Origin of the sequence: Paenarthrobacter aromaticivorans (genome assembly GCF_019038615.1) — a bacterium.
Classification (GTDB): domain Bacteria; phylum Actinomycetota; class Actinomycetes; order Actinomycetales; family Micrococcaceae; genus Arthrobacter; species Arthrobacter aromaticivorans.
On the sequence record NZ_JAHOPC010000002.1, the window covers coordinates 652,718 to 667,178 of the forward strand.

Genomic DNA, 14,461 nt, shown 5'->3' on the forward strand with positions numbered 1-14,461 from the left:
GAGTCTCCATGAACGAAGATGGACCCACATCCTTGGGCTCCTTCACCAATCAGGGCAACCGGGGGACAGGTAGCGTGGCCACGGTCGCGGCTAAAAGTCGAGTACAGACTACTCGTGCACCAAGACTGCCTGCTGGTCTTTACTGGATGCAGCGGATCCCAAATAACTGCCAATAACCCCCAACGTTTGGCGGTTGGTGCCCAGGGGTTCCGTCGGCCAGGGCCGGACAACTGCAGCAATGCAGATGTCCGGCCCTTAGCCTGCCCACGACGGCGGTACGCTAGGCCGTGGCGCGTCGGGCCACGTTGTAGAAGCGGATGTTCTCGTATTCTTCGAGGCCTTCGGCGCTTCCTTCGCGTCCGAGGCCTGACTGCTTGACGCCTCCGAAGGGGGCGGCTGCGTTGGATGGGACGCCTTGGTTGATGCCGATGATTCCTGTCTGGAGACTGTCGGCGACGTTGAGGGCGCGGTCCAGGTTCTCGGTGAAGACGTAGCCGGCGAGGCCGAATTCTGTGGCGTTGGCGCGGTCGATTACTTCGGCTTCGGAGCTGAAGCGCTGTATCGCGGCGATGGGGCCGAAAATCTCGGACTGGGCGACGTCGGAATCTTCCGTAACGCGGTCCAGAACGGTTGGGGCGAAGAAATTGCCTGCGGAATCGTATCCGTGTCCGCCGGTGAGCAGTGTGGCTCCCAACGCCACGGCGTTCTGGGTGTAGGCCTGCATCTGGGCGACGGCGCGGTCATCGATCAGCGCGCCGAGTCCTGTCTGCTGTGCGAGGCCGCTTCCCACCGCGACCTGGGCGAATCGTTCGGTGAGCGCTGCTACGAAGTCATCCGCTATTTCGTCCTGGACGTAGATCCGGTTGGCTCCAATGCAGGACTGGCCGCCGTTGCGGAGTTTCGCGGCGAACGTTCCATCCACCGCCCGCTGCAGATCGGCGTCGTTGAAGACGATGAGCGGGGCGTTGCCGCCAAGCTCCATTGAGCTGCGGAGCACGTTCTGGGACGCGAGCTTCAGGAGCTGGCGGCCTACCGGCGTCGATCCGGTGAAAGAAACCTTCCTGACTCTGGGATCGAGCAGGACGGCTTCGCTGAACGCACCTGATTTTGAGGTCGTGATGACCTGGATCAGTTCTTCCGGTACCCCCGCCTCGATGGCGAGTTGAACAGCAAAGTACGTCGTCAGGGGAGTGAGGGTCGCAGGCTTGATGACGACGGGGCATCCCGCGGCCAGGGCGGGTGCGATCTTTCGGGTGGCCATCGCCAGGGGAAAATTCCATGGCGTGATCAGGACCGCCAGGCCGACGGGGGAGCGGCGTGTCAGCAGGCTCGCACCACCATCGGGTGTTTCGCGGAAGTTCCCTGCGGGGCGGACTGCTTCCTCGGCGTACCAGCGGACGAAGTCGGTACCGTATTTGACCTCGCCGCGGGCTTCGGCGAGGGGCTTGCCCATTTCGCGGGAGATCAGGTGGGCGAGGTCTTCGGTGTGTTCAACGAGTTTGTCGTACCAGGCGTGCAGCACGTCGGCGCGCTGGCGAAGGGAGCTCTTCGCCCAGACCGTTCCAGCCTTGTCGGCCGTCGCAACAGCTTCCAGTGCGGCCTCAACATCCGCGTCGGGGACGTGGGCTATGGTTTCGCCTGTCGCGGGGTCCTGGACTGCGATGCCGGCGCTGGGAAGGCCGATGGATTGGATGACGGCATCCGCGTGTTTCAGGCTGGCGGAGTCAGCCTCAATCAGGGGTGCAGCGACGTCGGATATAAGGCTCATCGGTTCTCTCTTTCGGTAATGGCCTGGTCGATGGCGGCACGAAGACGCTCAAATCATCAACGGATGATCTGCGTTTCGCCGCGACCGATAACCAACGCATGATGGTTTCGTGCCTAAAGCAAATGTAACTACGTTGAAAAGTAAATAAAAGCGAACCTTTTTGAAGGGTATATGTAAGGTTTGCTTACATATTGCTGGCTTGCAGCACTTGGGTTATTGCTTCCCTCACGGCTGTCAGGGAAGCGCTGCGCTCTGAGCCGGATCGAACCAGGAACTGGATGCTGCGCTGTTGATCCGACGGCAGCCAGGTGCTGGGCGTCATCACACTGCCGGCTTCACGTACCACCATGTCAGGCAGGAAGGCTGCGGCGAGTCCTTGTTCAACCATGCGGAGGTGGAAGAGAAGGTCCGAAGAAACATAGGCGATGACCGGCTCAAGGCCTAATTCGCGGCAGACCCGCATGGCCCATTGTGATGAGGCAGTGTGCGGTGGCTCTGCTACCCAGCGCAGTTTCCTTAGATCGTCAAAGTCGGTGAACTCCAGGCCATGGGGGAGGTAGCCGCGGATTGGGTCCTGGCCGATCAAGGTGGTGTGCATTCCTCCGGGCGGAGCCACCGTAGTCCCAGGAAACGCATCACTGACCACGGCATCCACCTGCCGGGAGATCAGCTGAACGACCGCCTGCTCGGGATCCTCGCGTCGCAACCTGACGTCGAGACGGGGATAGTTTCGGGCCAGCTCGGCCAACGCAAAAGGCATTACGCTGCGGCTGATAGTGCTGAATGCCGCTATGGTCACAACCCCTTGGGGCCGTTCATGGGAAGTCGCAAGATCAGCCTCAGCGCGCTCCATCGCGGCCAGAATTGCCTCCGTATTGCGCACGAGTTCCTCGCCCGCCGGCGTGAGCCTGACATTGCGCCCCACCCGCTCGAGAAGGACCACACCTGTCTCCTTTTCCAACAAGCCGAGCTGCTGCGAGATGGCGGAGTGGCTGTAGGAAAGTTCGCGGGCGGCGGCACTCATGCTGCCGTGCAGCTTGACTTCCCTGAGGAGGGTGAGCCGATGGAGGTCGAGCATGCTGGTACCTGCCTGGTTGCTGTCGGGTGCGTTCGACGGCGCACAGCCCCAACCGCGTGACTGGGTGTGCTCCCATCCAATCAAACCAGTTGGGCAAGCCCATTGGGTGCGTCGAGGAACTTTTACTGACCTTCTCCCACTTGAGGCCCCTGCTCCGACCACTGAGCTACGGATATCGGCGGAGAGTTCCGTATAGCCTTGCGCGCGGGGCCGCGAAGCACCCCTCGGCAGCACATGAAAACGTAGGTACGGTGACCTCATGCAGAAAATATCGATCGATGCCCTTGCCCGCCAGCAAATCGAAGCCGCGGTTGCCGCACCCAGCGGACGCGCTGCCGACACAGCATTCGGCGGGCATGAGAAGACACTCCGCCAAACAGTCATGGCTTTCCGCGCAGGCACCCGACTCAGCGAACATCAGAACCCCGGCGAAGCTACCGTCTTTGTGCTGAAGGGAAGTGTCTGGCTCAAGTCGGGGAAGAACTCGTGGCAGGGGAAGGCGGGGGACCTTCTGATCGTGCCGGACGGCCTCCACAGCCTCGAAGCGGAGGAGGACTCAGCAGTGCTCTTCACAGTGGTCAAGACGGACCGCTTGGTGGAGCTGCCCGCATAAGCGGAGAACGACGTCGCCGCTTGGGCCGCCGCCACCAACAAGAGTGGATAGAGTTATCGACCAAAGGCCGCGCGGCCGCCGAAACGGTGCATCATCATGGGGTATTCCCGGATGGATCAGCCACTGGTTCCGGTGTCATCATGGGCTGCGCCAACAGGTTTGGACTCCGGTGATCCCCGTTGGCGAAGGTAAATGGATAGGACCACCATGGATCCGACCGCCAGGAACTCCGACTGCCAGTTCTGCAGGGTGCGGTTCCAAAAGTCAGGCGATGCCACGTATTCAGCCCAGGAAAGCGGCTCTTGGAAGTTGCGCAGTTGCTCTTCGTTGAAGGCGACGTGACCTGCGATGGACTGGACCAGCCACGACAACATAAAAATCAGTCCCATCGTTGCGGCGAGCGAGTTCGAGAATACTGTCAGGCGCCAGCCTTTGGCCCTGGCCCATGCGGGGGACTTGGCGTTGGCATGCTCACCCACGAGTTGATCGTGGTCGGATTCCAGGCCGGGCTTGTCCAGCTCCTTTGATTCCGGCGACCCCTTCTGAAGCAGCCAGATTGTGGCAGTGATGTAGAGGAGAAACTGCAAGTACTCAGATTGCCAGTTTTCCGACACGTCAACCGCGAAGCTGGAAGACGTGATGTATTGGACGAAGGTGATTTCATCAAGGCCGGCAGTGAGTTGCTCTTCGTTGAACGCGGCCTGTCCAGTAATGGCCTGGCCCGCCAACGCGAGGATGAAGATCAGACCGAAAAATAGACTTAATCCGTTGTTCCTCAAGGCTTTTTTCACGTCGCGCCCTATCCGTGAACCAGTCCAACGGCGGCCAGGTATGCAAGGCCACCGAAGATGAGAATGAGATAGAGAGTAAAGGTGACACGCATCGTTATCTGCCTCCTACTTCACAGGAATAGGGGATTTCCTCTCTTGGAGTGCATCCGGCAGCAGTCACGCGCCAACTTGAGCCGGAAACGGCTACGAAAACGGCATCCCTCTCGAACTGCACCAATGCTTCCCGGCCGTAGCCTTCGGTTTTAACCACTTCTCCGGGGTCTCGAAGATGGACAGACGCCAAGTGGGTCTGGCAGTCGTCACCGTCCTTCTCTTTAGACTTGTCCCGGATCGTAGGCTGGAGCAAATCACAAGCAGCAGCCCAGTCTGAGGTATTGACGGCACGATGGAAATCCTCAGCGACTTTGGTTGCGCCCGAAGTATCTACGGCGCAACCTGTCCCAGCCAGGAGGAGAAGGCTGGCGGCAGTGGCGGGGATTAATCTGCGCATGCGGCCCAGCTTAAGAGACTGGACGGGGTAACTGTAGCTTCGACATGCGCCCATGCGTTCCTCCCCGCCATCGACACTAAGCAACCTGATGATTTGGTATGGCTTTAGTGTAAACCCGGGAACTCCTTTGCTACTCGCTGTGCAGGGACAGGAACTCCACGCAGGGACAGGAACTCCACTTCGAGGTTGTTGTAGCCGCCGTGTTCGTCGAACACGGCGGAACTGCACTCCCGGCTACTCACCCGACGGGCGATCCTACTCTGGTGACGCCCGCTATACGCCGCGGGAACTGGTCCAGTTGCTCGCCCGCCTCCTCGTACCACTGCGTAAGGACGGCTGGAGGCTCGCCCAGCGTGATGGCATTGGTGTAGGACTCGAGCCATGAACCAGACTGTGCCAGATGATCGCTGATCACCGACATGTGATTGGCCATGGACTCTGCCTCGGCATGGACCTGAAGGCAGGTGATTTTCCGGCCTGATTCGTCGGCGAAGAAATGGAAAATAAGCATCCTGGGCTCGCGGCTCTCCACAAGCCGCACCACCTCGCGGCATGCTTCGAAAGCTTCGTCCAGATGACCTGCCCGCACCGTATAGGTGCTGAAGTAGATGAACAGCTCTGACATGATGGCCTCCTGAATCAAGGGATCCGCACCGTGCGGATTACCTTCAGGATCCCGCTGGCGCCCCGCCCGGACCTCGGCAGTTCGGGCCAACTTCGCCACCCCGGCTTTGGGTAGTTCTGCCCAGTCCGCCGATGCATACTGGTGATCAGGAGGTGGACGTGGCCGTGGAGGCAGATCACCTGGCGCGGGCCCGGACGCTCCACATGGACTACGAGTGGCGGGAGGCGTGCGACGAGTTTCGCGCCGCCGGCGGGCTCCCGGCCCTCGGGGTAGAGGATGTGGAGCGCTTCGCCGAGTGCGCACAGATCGCAGGGCTGAATGAGGATGCGATAAACGCCCTTGAGCGTTCGTTCGAGGTGCGGGCAGCGGAGGGTCATGTGCGCGCCGCCCTCGCCTCAGCCTTCTGGCTGTGGCAGGCTTACAACCTCAATAACGAGTTCGCCCAGGCCAACGGCTGGATGGCAAGGGCTCGCGAACTCGGTCCGGACGACGTCGGGGGAGAACCCGGTTGGCTGCTCATAACGATGGCTTACGGTCGCATCGCGGCGGGCGCGTACGACGAGGCGGGCGTACTTCTGGCGCGCGCTCGAGCGACCGCCGCTGCCGCCCACGACGCCGATCAGCTGGCCTTCTCGACGCTTCTTACCGGACGCGCACTGGTCAAGTCCGGCCACCTTGCGGACGGACTCGACTGGCTGGATGATGCAATGCTTCGCGTTGTGGCGGGCGAGACCACCCCCAGAGCCACAAGCCTGCTCTTCTGCGCGGCGATCGGCACTTGCCAGATGGAGGCCCGGGAGGTTTCCCGGGTACGCGAGTGGAGCATTGCCCTTGGATCCTGGCTGGATGCGGTGCCCCCATTTGGAGGGCCCTTCTACGGCAATTGCCTTACGTACCGGGCAGTCCACCTCCGGCTCGCGGGACAATGGGCGGCGGCCCTCGCCGAGCTTCAGGAGGCATGTCGGAGCTTGGCGGACGGTGCAGGCACACGCCTTATCGGTCATGCCCGCTACGAGCTGGGTGAATCGCATCGACTTCTGGGCGACTTCCCCGAGGCAGAGGCGGCCTTCCGGGCTGCCGCGTTCTCGGGAGGACCCACGCAGCCGGGCCTGGCGCTGCTCAGGCTCTCCCTCGGCGATGTTCCGGCGGCGGCCGCAGGTATCCGGCGCGCACTCGGGGAGTCCGCGGGATCAGGTGCTCGCGTGGATCTGCTGCCCGCGGCGGTGACGCTCCTCCTAGCGGCTGGGGCTCGAGGGGAGGCCGCGGCAGCTGCCGAGGAGATAGGCAGCCTAGCCGAGCATTTCGCCTCCGACAGCGTTCGCGCAGCCCATGCGCAGGCCCTGGGCGAGCTTGCCCTTGCCGACGATGACTGTCAAAAGGCACTTCCCGAACTTCGACGGGCCGCTGACCTATGGCGTGGGCTGGATGTCCCTTACGAGGTCGCGCGGTGCTCAGTCCTCCTCGCGACGGCGTGTCGGGGCGTGCGGGACAACGAGGCCGCAGGCCTTGAGCTTGAATCAGCGCGCCAGGATTTCAGGCGTCTCGGCGCCCGTGCTGACCTGGCCGAGGTCGAGAACATGCTTCTGCAGCCGGGCGTTCCCCCTCAATATGGACTCTCACCGCGCGAGTTGGAGGTGCTCCGTTTGATCGTGCGTGGCCGGACCAATCGGGCAATTGCCAGCGAGCTGTTCATCAGCGAGCGGACCGTCCACAGACACGTAACAAGCATTCTCGAAAAGCTCCGCGTGAGCTCCCGCACGCAAGCGGCAACCCATGCAATCGGCCAGGGGATCGTCAGCGTCGCCCCGTAGCCGAGTGTCGTTGCCCTTCACGAGGGAGCAGGAGAAGGGCCGCATCACGTCAAATGGTCGAAGTCTCCTCGCGCCCAGGCAGCGTGCCGTTGGGCCGAATCGTGCAGAACGGCTTTGGCTTCGGAGGCGATTTTGTTGTTGAAGTTGCCGTAGATCCTGTCGAACGTGAGTTCTTCCAGCTGTGAGGCGATCCGCAACGCCACGGCTCCCGAAAGCGGCAGATGATTCGGGTAGCTGCGCATGAAAGCGATGGAGCGGCGGTCTGGATTTGGAAACACGCTGTCTCCGGTCAGCAAGACCCCCTTGCCGCCCGCTCCTGCAGCCCAGTGCGCTACCGCGCTGCCGGGGAAGTGGCCTCCGGTCTGGTGCAGTGTCAACCCTTCGGTGATTCTCCTGCTGCCGGACCAGTAGGAGATGACCGCGTCATTCCGACCAACCCACCGCCGGTCGGCGTCCGCCACAAGCACGGGGACGCCGCCGAGCCGACGTGACCATTCCACCTGCACGCCGAACATGTGGGGATGGCTGGCCGCGATCGCCAGAACCGGGCCTCGTTCGAGGATTGCTTTCACGCTGATGTCATCAACGAATCCAACGGGATCCCACAACAACGAACCCTGGGGTGTCACTACAAGCTGGGTAGTTTGGCCGATCCCGACTTTCGGCGCAGTTCTGATGCCGATAAGTCCCGGCTCATTCTGCTCCAGCAGTAACTGCTGGCCGGCCTGCGCCAACTCGTCGAGTGAAATCCACTTTTGCCCGTCCTCGGGCACATACTGCCGCTCGTCAGTGCAGATCGGGCAGAGCTCCGGAGTGGGCTCCTCGCGTTCAACGGCGCAGGTTGCACAGGTCAGCACACTTATCCCTTCCTCGCTCAGGTCCCGGATGGATCCGGCCGGCGCCCCGATAGATTTTCGACCGCTTGCTCGATCCCCACTACCTCGCGTTCGACGTCCTCCATATACAGCCTTCCGGCCGTAATAAGGCCGTCCTCTACTTCGAAGAGGGTGACTCCACGTGCTTGGAAGGGTTGCCCGTCGGTACGGTTACCGGTCCATGACCACTCTGTCCACGTGGTGCTCCCGTCGTCGACTGAACGGATCAATTCTGTCCGGAAGTCCGGGATTCCGGCGAACATCGCTGCCCAGTTCGCATGCATCTGCCTTCTGCCAACGAATGTCCGACCTGGGTGGGCAGGCTGCTCGCTGTGGTAGTCCGCGTGGAACAGGGCTGCCACTGCCTCGAGGTCGTGCGCGTTCATCGCCAGCAAGAGCCGGTCTATGACTTCACTCAACCCTCGTCTCCTTCTGCTCCATGATTGCCACTTTCAGCACGCTCCCGGACCGTACATAGGAGGGCCGAACCTGGCGCCAATTTACGCTGAATCAGCCCTCTACTCCAGACCTTTACCTGGGGCGGCGCTTCGGGTAGTTTGCGGCGCCTTGATTGCCTCCATGACGTTCTCGGTGACGCCGTCGAGGCTCTGGCCGCTTCGCCGAGCCGTTCCCGAACCATCTTGTTCGTGGAAGAGGGGTCTTCGGCGTCCATGGAGCGTTTGGGTTTTGGTGGAAATCGCGTTTCGCGGAAACGGTCTAGCTTCGCAGGGAGGCTTCCTTGGCCATCGACGCGGGTGTCCAGCGGAGGTGGGTGGTTGTTTGTTCGGTGTCGGGTTCTTTTAGGAGGGACAGGCGGGGGGGGTCTGGTTCTCCGGCCCGTACGGCACTGGGGACGGGCCGACAGCGGTCCAGTTGCCGGTTTCGAGGGGCTGGTCGATGCCTTCCCACATGAGTTTCGTGGAGCCCTTCCGTCCGGAGTGGCCCAGCTGCGCGCCGATCTTCGCGGTGGAGCGGGCGTGGACGAAGTCCACGATTTCCTTCCAGCTCTCCCGCTGTTCGTCCGTGTAGAGGCCGGAGCAGCCAGGGGTGATGCGCCCGGTTTCGGACACGCACACCATCTCGGTCATGACCAGACCCGCCCCGCCGAGGGCCTTGGAGCCGAGGTGGACTTTGTGGAAGTCCCCCGGGATCCCGTCGGTCGCGGAGTACATGTCCATCGGCGAGACCACAATGCGGTTCTTCACCTCCAGACCCCCGATGGTGTAGGGCTGGAACATCGCCGGCGCGACCTGGGCCAGGCCCTGGGACTCGGCGAAGTTCCGGTCCACTGCGTCCGCGAACTCCGGATCGCGCAGGCGCAGGTTTTCCTGGGTGATACGGCGGCTGCGAGTGAGCAGGTTGAACGCGAACCGGGTCGGGTCCTGGTCCTTGTACTGGCCGATCCGCTCAAACCACTCCAGCGACGCCTGCGCCGCACGCTGCGTCGAGGCGACCACAGGACGCCGCTCAGCCTCGTACGCTTCCAAGGCTTGCTCCACCGTGGAGTGCTCGTGCAGGCACGCAGCCAGGGCCAGGGAGTCTTCCATGGCCAGTTTCGTGCCGGATCCGATGGAGAAGTGGGCGGTGTGGGCGGCGTCGCCGAGCAGCACCACGTTGCCCTTGCGCCAGCTCTGGTTCCTCACGGTGGTGAAGTTGATCCACTTGGAATTGTTGGACAAGACCTCGTACCCGTCCAGTTCCTCGGCGAAAAGGGTGCGGATCTTCGCGATCGCCTTCTCATCGGACACCCCGGGAGGGAAAACCTCGTCCGCGGTCTCATCGAAGCCCGCCGCGTGCCAGACGTCCTGGTGCATTTCCACAATGAACGTGGAGCCCTCATCGGAGTACGGGTAGCCGTGGATCTGCATCACACCGAACTCGGTGTCCTTGACGAAGAACTTGAAAGCCTCGAACACCTGGTCCGTGCCCAGCCACATGAACTTATTGGACCGCGGATCCAGGTCCGGGCCGAACGCGTCCGCGTACTGGGCGCGGATCTGCGAATTCACCCCGTCCGCGGCGAGCACCAGATCATAGTTGGCTTCGAGGTCCTCCACCGGCGGAGCCACGGTGGAGAACCGGACATCCACGCCCAACTCGATGCAACGGCGCTGCAGCAGTTCCAGCAGCTCTTTGCGGCTCATCGCCGCGAACCCCTGCCCGCCCACCGTCGTCATTTCGCCACGGAAATGGATATCAATATCGGACCACCGCGCGAACCGGCGGCTCATGTACTCCGCGACCACCGGATCAGCGTTCCCGATCCCGCCCAGGGTCTCATCGGAAAACACCACACCAAACCCAAACGTGTCACTGGCAGCATTCCGCTCCCACAACGTGATCTCGTGCGACGGATCCAACTGCTTCATCAAAGCCGCGAAATACAACCCGCCCGGGCCGCCTCCAACAATAGCGATCTTCATGCTCATGCTCCTTCTCAAGCCTGGGCTGCGCGGCCGCGTGGGCCAGGGTCCATCTGACGATTGTGAGGATATGTCGATTTTTTTACGATCGTCATATATACAGAAGTTAGCACGCCACCAAAGCCCAAACAAGACCGCGCGGGTGATTCGCCAAAAATATATGTCGATCTATTTACGATCGTCACTGACCCGATATAAAGTGGTGTTTGGAAGCATGAGGGCGCCGCAAGTGGTGATCCGCTCCGCATCCCCGTACTAAGGAGACAAAGATGTCTGGTTCACGCACTGATGAGATCAAGGAAAATTCACCCGAACTAACCATGGGCGCTTTGCTCGATGAAGAGTTCCGCTCCGTATTCGACGGGACGACGCCGGTTGCCACGCCGTGGGCTGGCCTGATCTTCATTTAGACACCGTTTGCACTAAACCCTGCATGTACAGCAGCTAGGGCCGTGAAAAGCGCGCCCAATCGGGGATGTAGCCTAAGACTCTAAGTCCATCCCTAACCAATTGAGGTAGCGCTGAATGGCCAAGGCCGCCGCGCCCGACGTTGCCCCGACGCCGCGCCATCAACACCTGATCGTCACTGTGTATGGCTTGTATGCCCGCCATCAGGACGGCACGTTCGCGATCGCGGACCTCGTGCAGCTCCTCGGGGACCTGGGAGTCGAAGCAGCGGGCGTACGTTCGTCCGTGTCGCGGTTGAAGAAACGCGGAGTGCTGGTCAGCGTGAAACGGGGAAGTTCCGCGGCTTATAAGCTCTCGCCCGAACTCGAGGATGTTTTCAGCGCCGGCGACGAACGAATCTTCGCTCCCCGCCGTGCGGACAAAGACGACGCCTGGCTCCTTGCCTCCTTCTCAGTCCCCGAGACACAGCGACACCTGCGGCACAAGCTCCGGAGCATATTGACCCGTATTGGCTGCGGCCAGGTGTCTCCGGGGCTGTGGATCGCACCCGGAAATCTTGCGCCCGACGTCGAACACCAGCTGCAGCGGGCCGGGCTCATGGAGTATGTGGAACTCTTCCGGGCAACCCATCTGACCGGCGGCCACCTGGATGAGAAGGTGGGCCAATGGTGGGATCTGCCGTCATTGGAGGCCCTTTACACTGACTTCATTGCACGGCATCAGCCCGTACTCAGTCGCTGGGAGGACCACGAAGAGGAGGCTGGGCCAGCCGAACGGCTGAAGCAGGCCTTTGTGGATTACGTTCCCATGGTCACGCAGTGGCGGAGGCTTCCCTATATGGACCCCGGGCTCCCCGAAGAATACCTGCCGGAAAATTGGCATGGGCTGGCCGCGCAGGAGCTCTTCACCAGGCTGCACGAGCACCTAGGTCCGAAGGCCCATGAATATGCGCTGTCCATCGTTGGGTCACCTGCGAAATCAGCTGAGCCAGCAGTAACAACCGTCTGAAAGTACGCAACCGAGAAAAGGGTTGGGGCAGCATTTCGCCCCAACCCTTTTACAAGGAGCCGTCCCGGGATCAGTGTCCTTGGAAGGCCTCCGCCAGCCACCAGGAGCCACCGTCCGAGGCGATCTTGGCATCGATCACCAGGGGCCGGTCCCGTCCGCCGTCCCTGAAGGCTGCAACCCATTCCCGTACTGGCTGAAGGTCCTCAAGAGTCCTGACTGTCACGCCGTCGGCTCCGTATCCCCGGGCGATTGCGGCAATATCCGTCTCGGGGAAGGACACGCTCCCCAATTCCTCTTGCGGGTGGTGTTCGGCGAAGTGGTGGACCTCAGCGCCGTATGCGGCATCGTTGTAGACGATGCAGACCAGCGGCAGCTTCAGCCGTACGGCGGTCTCCAGCTCGCTGATGCCCATTAGGAACCCACCGTCTCCGGCACCTAGGACTGGCAACCGATGTGGTTGCGCTATTGCAGCGCCAATTGCCGTGTAGAGGCCAATGCCAATCGCCTGGAACGCTTGGGTAAAACAGAATCCGAATTCGTCCGGAACCGCCAGATACTGGCTGGGGTAGCCCATGAAGTTGCCCGAATCCACTGCGAGGATCCTATCTGCGGGAAGGATTGTATCCAGTTCCCGACTGATCACCCGTGGATCGATCGACGTCGCAGTGCCAAGGTCCGGAGTCTCCACGTCCCGCCACCGCGAACTCTGTTTGATGGCGAGGGCGTTCTGCTCAGTGCGGTACTTTTCCGCCGCTGCAGGCTGGATCGTCCTGAGCACTTCCAGGGCGTCGTCGGCCGTGAGGGCGGAATCACCCAGCACGCCAAGTGTGATCTGCCTGTTGGCGCCCAACGAGGAATCTTCGACGTCGATCTGGACTACTTTTGTCCCGGCAGAGATCAGCCTGCCGTGACGCATAGTCCACATATTCAGGGTGCAACCCCACCCGACAATCAGGTCCGCTGAGGTAATGAGCTCCGCGGTCAAGGGGGAGGAGAACCCGCCGGAGATGCCCAAATTGTGCGAATCGCCGTTGAATAGCCCATTGGCCACGGCCGAGGTCGCCACGAGTGCCCCCGCATGCCGGGCCAGGGCCAGGATGGAATCCCGGGCGCCCCTGCCGCCGCGGCCCGCTACAAACACGGGCCGTTTCGCATTGGAAATCAGCTCTACCAGCTGGTTCACTACACCGGTATCCGGACGAAGCCGCGCCGGCACAGGCACGACGACGGTACTCACCGTGTCTGCGGCCGTTCCGCTTTGGACATCCAAAGGCAAGCTGAGGACCACGGTCCTGCGCTCATTCACCGCTGTTCGAAATGCCCGTACGGTGTCCGCTACAGCCGTTTCGGGGGAGTGGATCCGTTCCGCCACTGCCCCTACGCTGCGTGCCAGTGCATCTTGGTCGATCTTGAAGTTGGACCGGATGGCTGCCGCCTGCGTATCGGCCGTCAGCACGATCATGGGTGTTCGGCTCTTGGCAGCTTCCCCGACGCCGGTGATCGCGTTGGTCAGGCCACATCCTTGGTGTGTGGTCACCACGCCCACCTTGCCCGACATCCTGGAGTAAGCATCGGCCATGGTGGCAGCGCCACCCTCATGGCGGGCCGCGGTGTAGGGAATTCCGGCGTTCATCAAGGTGCTGGTGACGTCGAAGTTGCCGCTTCCCACCACCCCGAAGACGTGGCCGACTCCCAGCTTTGCCAGTGTCTGGCCCACCAGCGTGGAGACCCTTACCTGCTCGCTCATGCGCCGGGCTCCGATGCGGTGCTTTCCGTCTTTGCTGAGCTGTCAACCAGAGCATAAACGCGGCTGGGGCTCCCCGTCCCGCCGACGATGGGCAGGGGTGCAACCACCAGTGTCGCGCCGGTGACCGGGAGGCGATCAACGTTCCGCAGCGACGTCACACCATATTTGTCAGCGCCGAGCAGGAACGAATGGACCGGGAACATCGGATCCAGTGTTGCGGCCTGGCCAGCATCAATGCCGACCGTTTCCACTCCAAAGCCGCTGATGGAGGCGTTTCCGGCGAGCCATTTGGCACCAGCGGCGGAGACCCCCGGGGTGTGGGGGCCGGCGTCGTCAGCGTTCATGAAATCCGATGCGTTACCGCCGCGGGCGGACCAGCCGGTGCGGAAGATGACCCAGCAGTTTTCCGGGAAAGGGCCATGCTCCTGCTGCCACTGCTCGAAGTGTTCGGGTTCCAGCAGGAAATCGGCGTCCTGTGCAGCTTCGGCGGTCTTGTCAATCACCACAGCCGGCCCCACCAGGCGGTAGGGCTCGATCTGGTCAACGGTTTTCCCGTCCTTGCCCGTGATCCAGTGGACGGGAGCGTCCAGATGTGTACCGGCGTGTTCGCCCACCGTGACGTCGTTCCACGCCCAGGCCGGTCCGGCGTCGTCGAAATTGCTGACGGGAGTGAGCGAGAGTCCAACCGTGTTGGCCAAGGGTTGGGGAAGATTCAGAATCGGGGTGTCACCGCTGAGTGGCGTGGTGAGGTCGACGACGTCGATGGCGCCGGATGACAAGGCTGCGGTGAGCTCATTTAGAACAGACATTGTTCTCCTGTCGGG

The 14,461-nt window shown here is 61.9% G+C and carries 12 protein-coding genes and 1 pseudogene; 4 read left to right on the forward strand and 9 right to left on the reverse strand.

What is annotated here, in order from left to right:
* Positions 1–280 precede the first annotated feature (280 nt).
* Entirely contained in the window at positions 281–1,768 is a 1,488-nt protein-coding gene (locus tag KSW38_RS06525) for an NAD-dependent succinate-semialdehyde dehydrogenase (RefSeq protein WP_216923767.1), read from the reverse strand.
* A gap of 184 nt (positions 1,769–1,952) precedes the next feature.
* Positions 1,953–2,846: a LysR family transcriptional regulator gene (locus KSW38_RS06530; protein ID WP_216923768.1), complete on the reverse strand. Its 894-nt coding sequence runs from the start codon at positions 2,844–2,846 to the stop codon at positions 1,953–1,955.
* A gap of 259 nt (positions 2,847–3,105) precedes the next feature.
* On the opposite strand from KSW38_RS06530, the gene KSW38_RS06535 reads away from it, so the two are divergent.
* Positions 3,106–3,459, forward strand: coding sequence for a cupin domain-containing protein (locus KSW38_RS06535; protein ID WP_216923769.1), 354 nt, complete (start codon positions 3,106–3,108; stop codon positions 3,457–3,459).
* Between the two features lie 116 nt (positions 3,460–3,575).
* On the opposite strand, the gene KSW38_RS06540 is transcribed toward KSW38_RS06535, so the two are convergent.
* On the reverse strand, positions 3,576–4,250 hold the full coding sequence (locus tag KSW38_RS06540; RefSeq protein WP_216923770.1) for a DUF6766 family protein: 675 nt from the start codon (positions 4,248–4,250) through the stop codon (positions 3,576–3,578).
* A 728-nt stretch (positions 4,251–4,978) separates the two neighbouring features.
* Positions 4,979–5,365, reverse strand: coding sequence for a hypothetical protein (locus KSW38_RS06545; RefSeq protein ID WP_216923771.1), 387 nt, complete (start codon positions 5,363–5,365; stop codon positions 4,979–4,981).
* 131 nt (positions 5,366–5,496) lie between these two features.
* Between KSW38_RS06545 and KSW38_RS23385 the strand changes: the two genes are divergently transcribed.
* Positions 5,497–7,176 carry a helix-turn-helix transcriptional regulator gene (locus KSW38_RS23385; RefSeq protein ID WP_254186110.1) on the forward strand — a complete coding sequence of 560 codons (1,680 nt, stop codon included), beginning with the start codon at positions 5,497–5,499 and terminating at the stop codon, positions 7,174–7,176.
* Between the two features lie 44 nt (positions 7,177–7,220).
* Here the strand turns inward: KSW38_RS23385 and KSW38_RS06555 are convergent, their stop codons facing one another.
* The 3 genes and pseudogenes from KSW38_RS06555 to KSW38_RS06565 all read right to left on the reverse strand — a co-directional run.
* Complete coding sequence (locus KSW38_RS06555) at positions 7,221–8,033, reverse strand: MBL fold metallo-hydrolase (protein ID WP_216923772.1); 813 nt, start codon at positions 8,031–8,033, stop codon at positions 7,221–7,223.
* Between the two features lie 17 nt (positions 8,034–8,050).
* A complete protein-coding gene (locus KSW38_RS06560) occupies positions 8,051–8,470 on the reverse strand; it encodes a nuclear transport factor 2 family protein (protein WP_216923773.1) in 420 nt (139 codons plus the stop codon).
* A gap of 399 nt (positions 8,471–8,869) precedes the next feature.
* Positions 8,870–10,474, reverse strand: a pseudogene (locus KSW38_RS06565) (oxidoreductase); the annotation flags it as partial.
* Positions 10,475–10,743: 269 nt separating this feature from the next.
* On the opposite strand from KSW38_RS06565, the gene KSW38_RS06570 reads away from it, so the two are divergent.
* On the forward strand, positions 10,744–10,884 hold the full coding sequence (locus KSW38_RS06570) for a hypothetical protein (protein WP_216923774.1): 141 nt from the start codon (positions 10,744–10,746) through the stop codon (positions 10,882–10,884).
* Positions 10,885–10,999: 115 nt separating this feature from the next.
* Positions 11,000–11,890: a PaaX family transcriptional regulator gene (locus KSW38_RS06575; RefSeq protein ID WP_216923775.1), complete on the forward strand. Its 891-nt coding sequence runs from the start codon at positions 11,000–11,002 to the stop codon at positions 11,888–11,890.
* A gap of 70 nt (positions 11,891–11,960) precedes the next feature.
* Here the strand turns inward: KSW38_RS06575 and KSW38_RS06580 are convergent, their stop codons facing one another.
* Positions 11,961–13,637: a thiamine pyrophosphate-binding protein gene (locus KSW38_RS06580; RefSeq protein ID WP_216923776.1), complete on the reverse strand. Its 1,677-nt coding sequence runs from the start codon at positions 13,635–13,637 to the stop codon at positions 11,961–11,963.
* Positions 13,634–14,446: a cyclase family protein gene (locus tag KSW38_RS06585; protein WP_216923777.1), complete on the reverse strand. Its 813-nt coding sequence runs from the start codon at positions 14,444–14,446 to the stop codon at positions 13,634–13,636. The genes KSW38_RS06580 and KSW38_RS06585 overlap by 4 nt, the downstream gene beginning before the upstream one ends.
* Positions 14,447–14,461: the final 15 nt, after the last annotated feature.

What these genes read in the sequence shown, in the direction of transcription:
- KSW38_RS06525 (WP_216923767.1), bottom strand. Translation starts at nt 1,768, where the DNA reads ATGAGCCTTATATCCGACGTCGCTGCACCCCTGATTGAGGCTGACTCC.
- KSW38_RS06530 (WP_216923768.1), bottom strand. Translation starts at nt 2,846, where the DNA reads ATGCTCGACCTCCATCGGCTCACCCTCCTCAGGGAAGTCAAGCTGCAC.
- KSW38_RS06535 (WP_216923769.1), top strand. Translation starts at nt 3,106, where the DNA reads ATGCAGAAAATATCGATCGATGCCCTTGCCCGCCAGCAAATCGAAGCC.
- KSW38_RS06545 (WP_216923771.1), bottom strand. Translation starts at nt 5,365, where the DNA reads ATGTCAGAGCTGTTCATCTACTTCAGCACCTATACGGTGCGGGCAGGT.
- KSW38_RS23385 (WP_254186110.1), top strand. Translation starts at nt 5,497, where the DNA reads ATGCATACTGGTGATCAGGAGGTGGACGTGGCCGTGGAGGCAGATCAC.
- KSW38_RS06570 (WP_216923774.1), top strand. Translation starts at nt 10,744, where the DNA reads ATGTCTGGTTCACGCACTGATGAGATCAAGGAAAATTCACCCGAACTA.
- KSW38_RS06575 (WP_216923775.1), top strand. Translation starts at nt 11,000, where the DNA reads ATGGCCAAGGCCGCCGCGCCCGACGTTGCCCCGACGCCGCGCCATCAA.
- KSW38_RS06580 (WP_216923776.1), bottom strand. Translation starts at nt 13,637, where the DNA reads ATGAGCGAGCAGGTAAGGGTCTCCACGCTGGTGGGCCAGACACTGGCA.
- KSW38_RS06585 (WP_216923777.1), bottom strand. Translation starts at nt 14,446, where the DNA reads ATGTCTGTTCTAAATGAGCTCACCGCAGCCTTGTCATCCGGCGCCATC.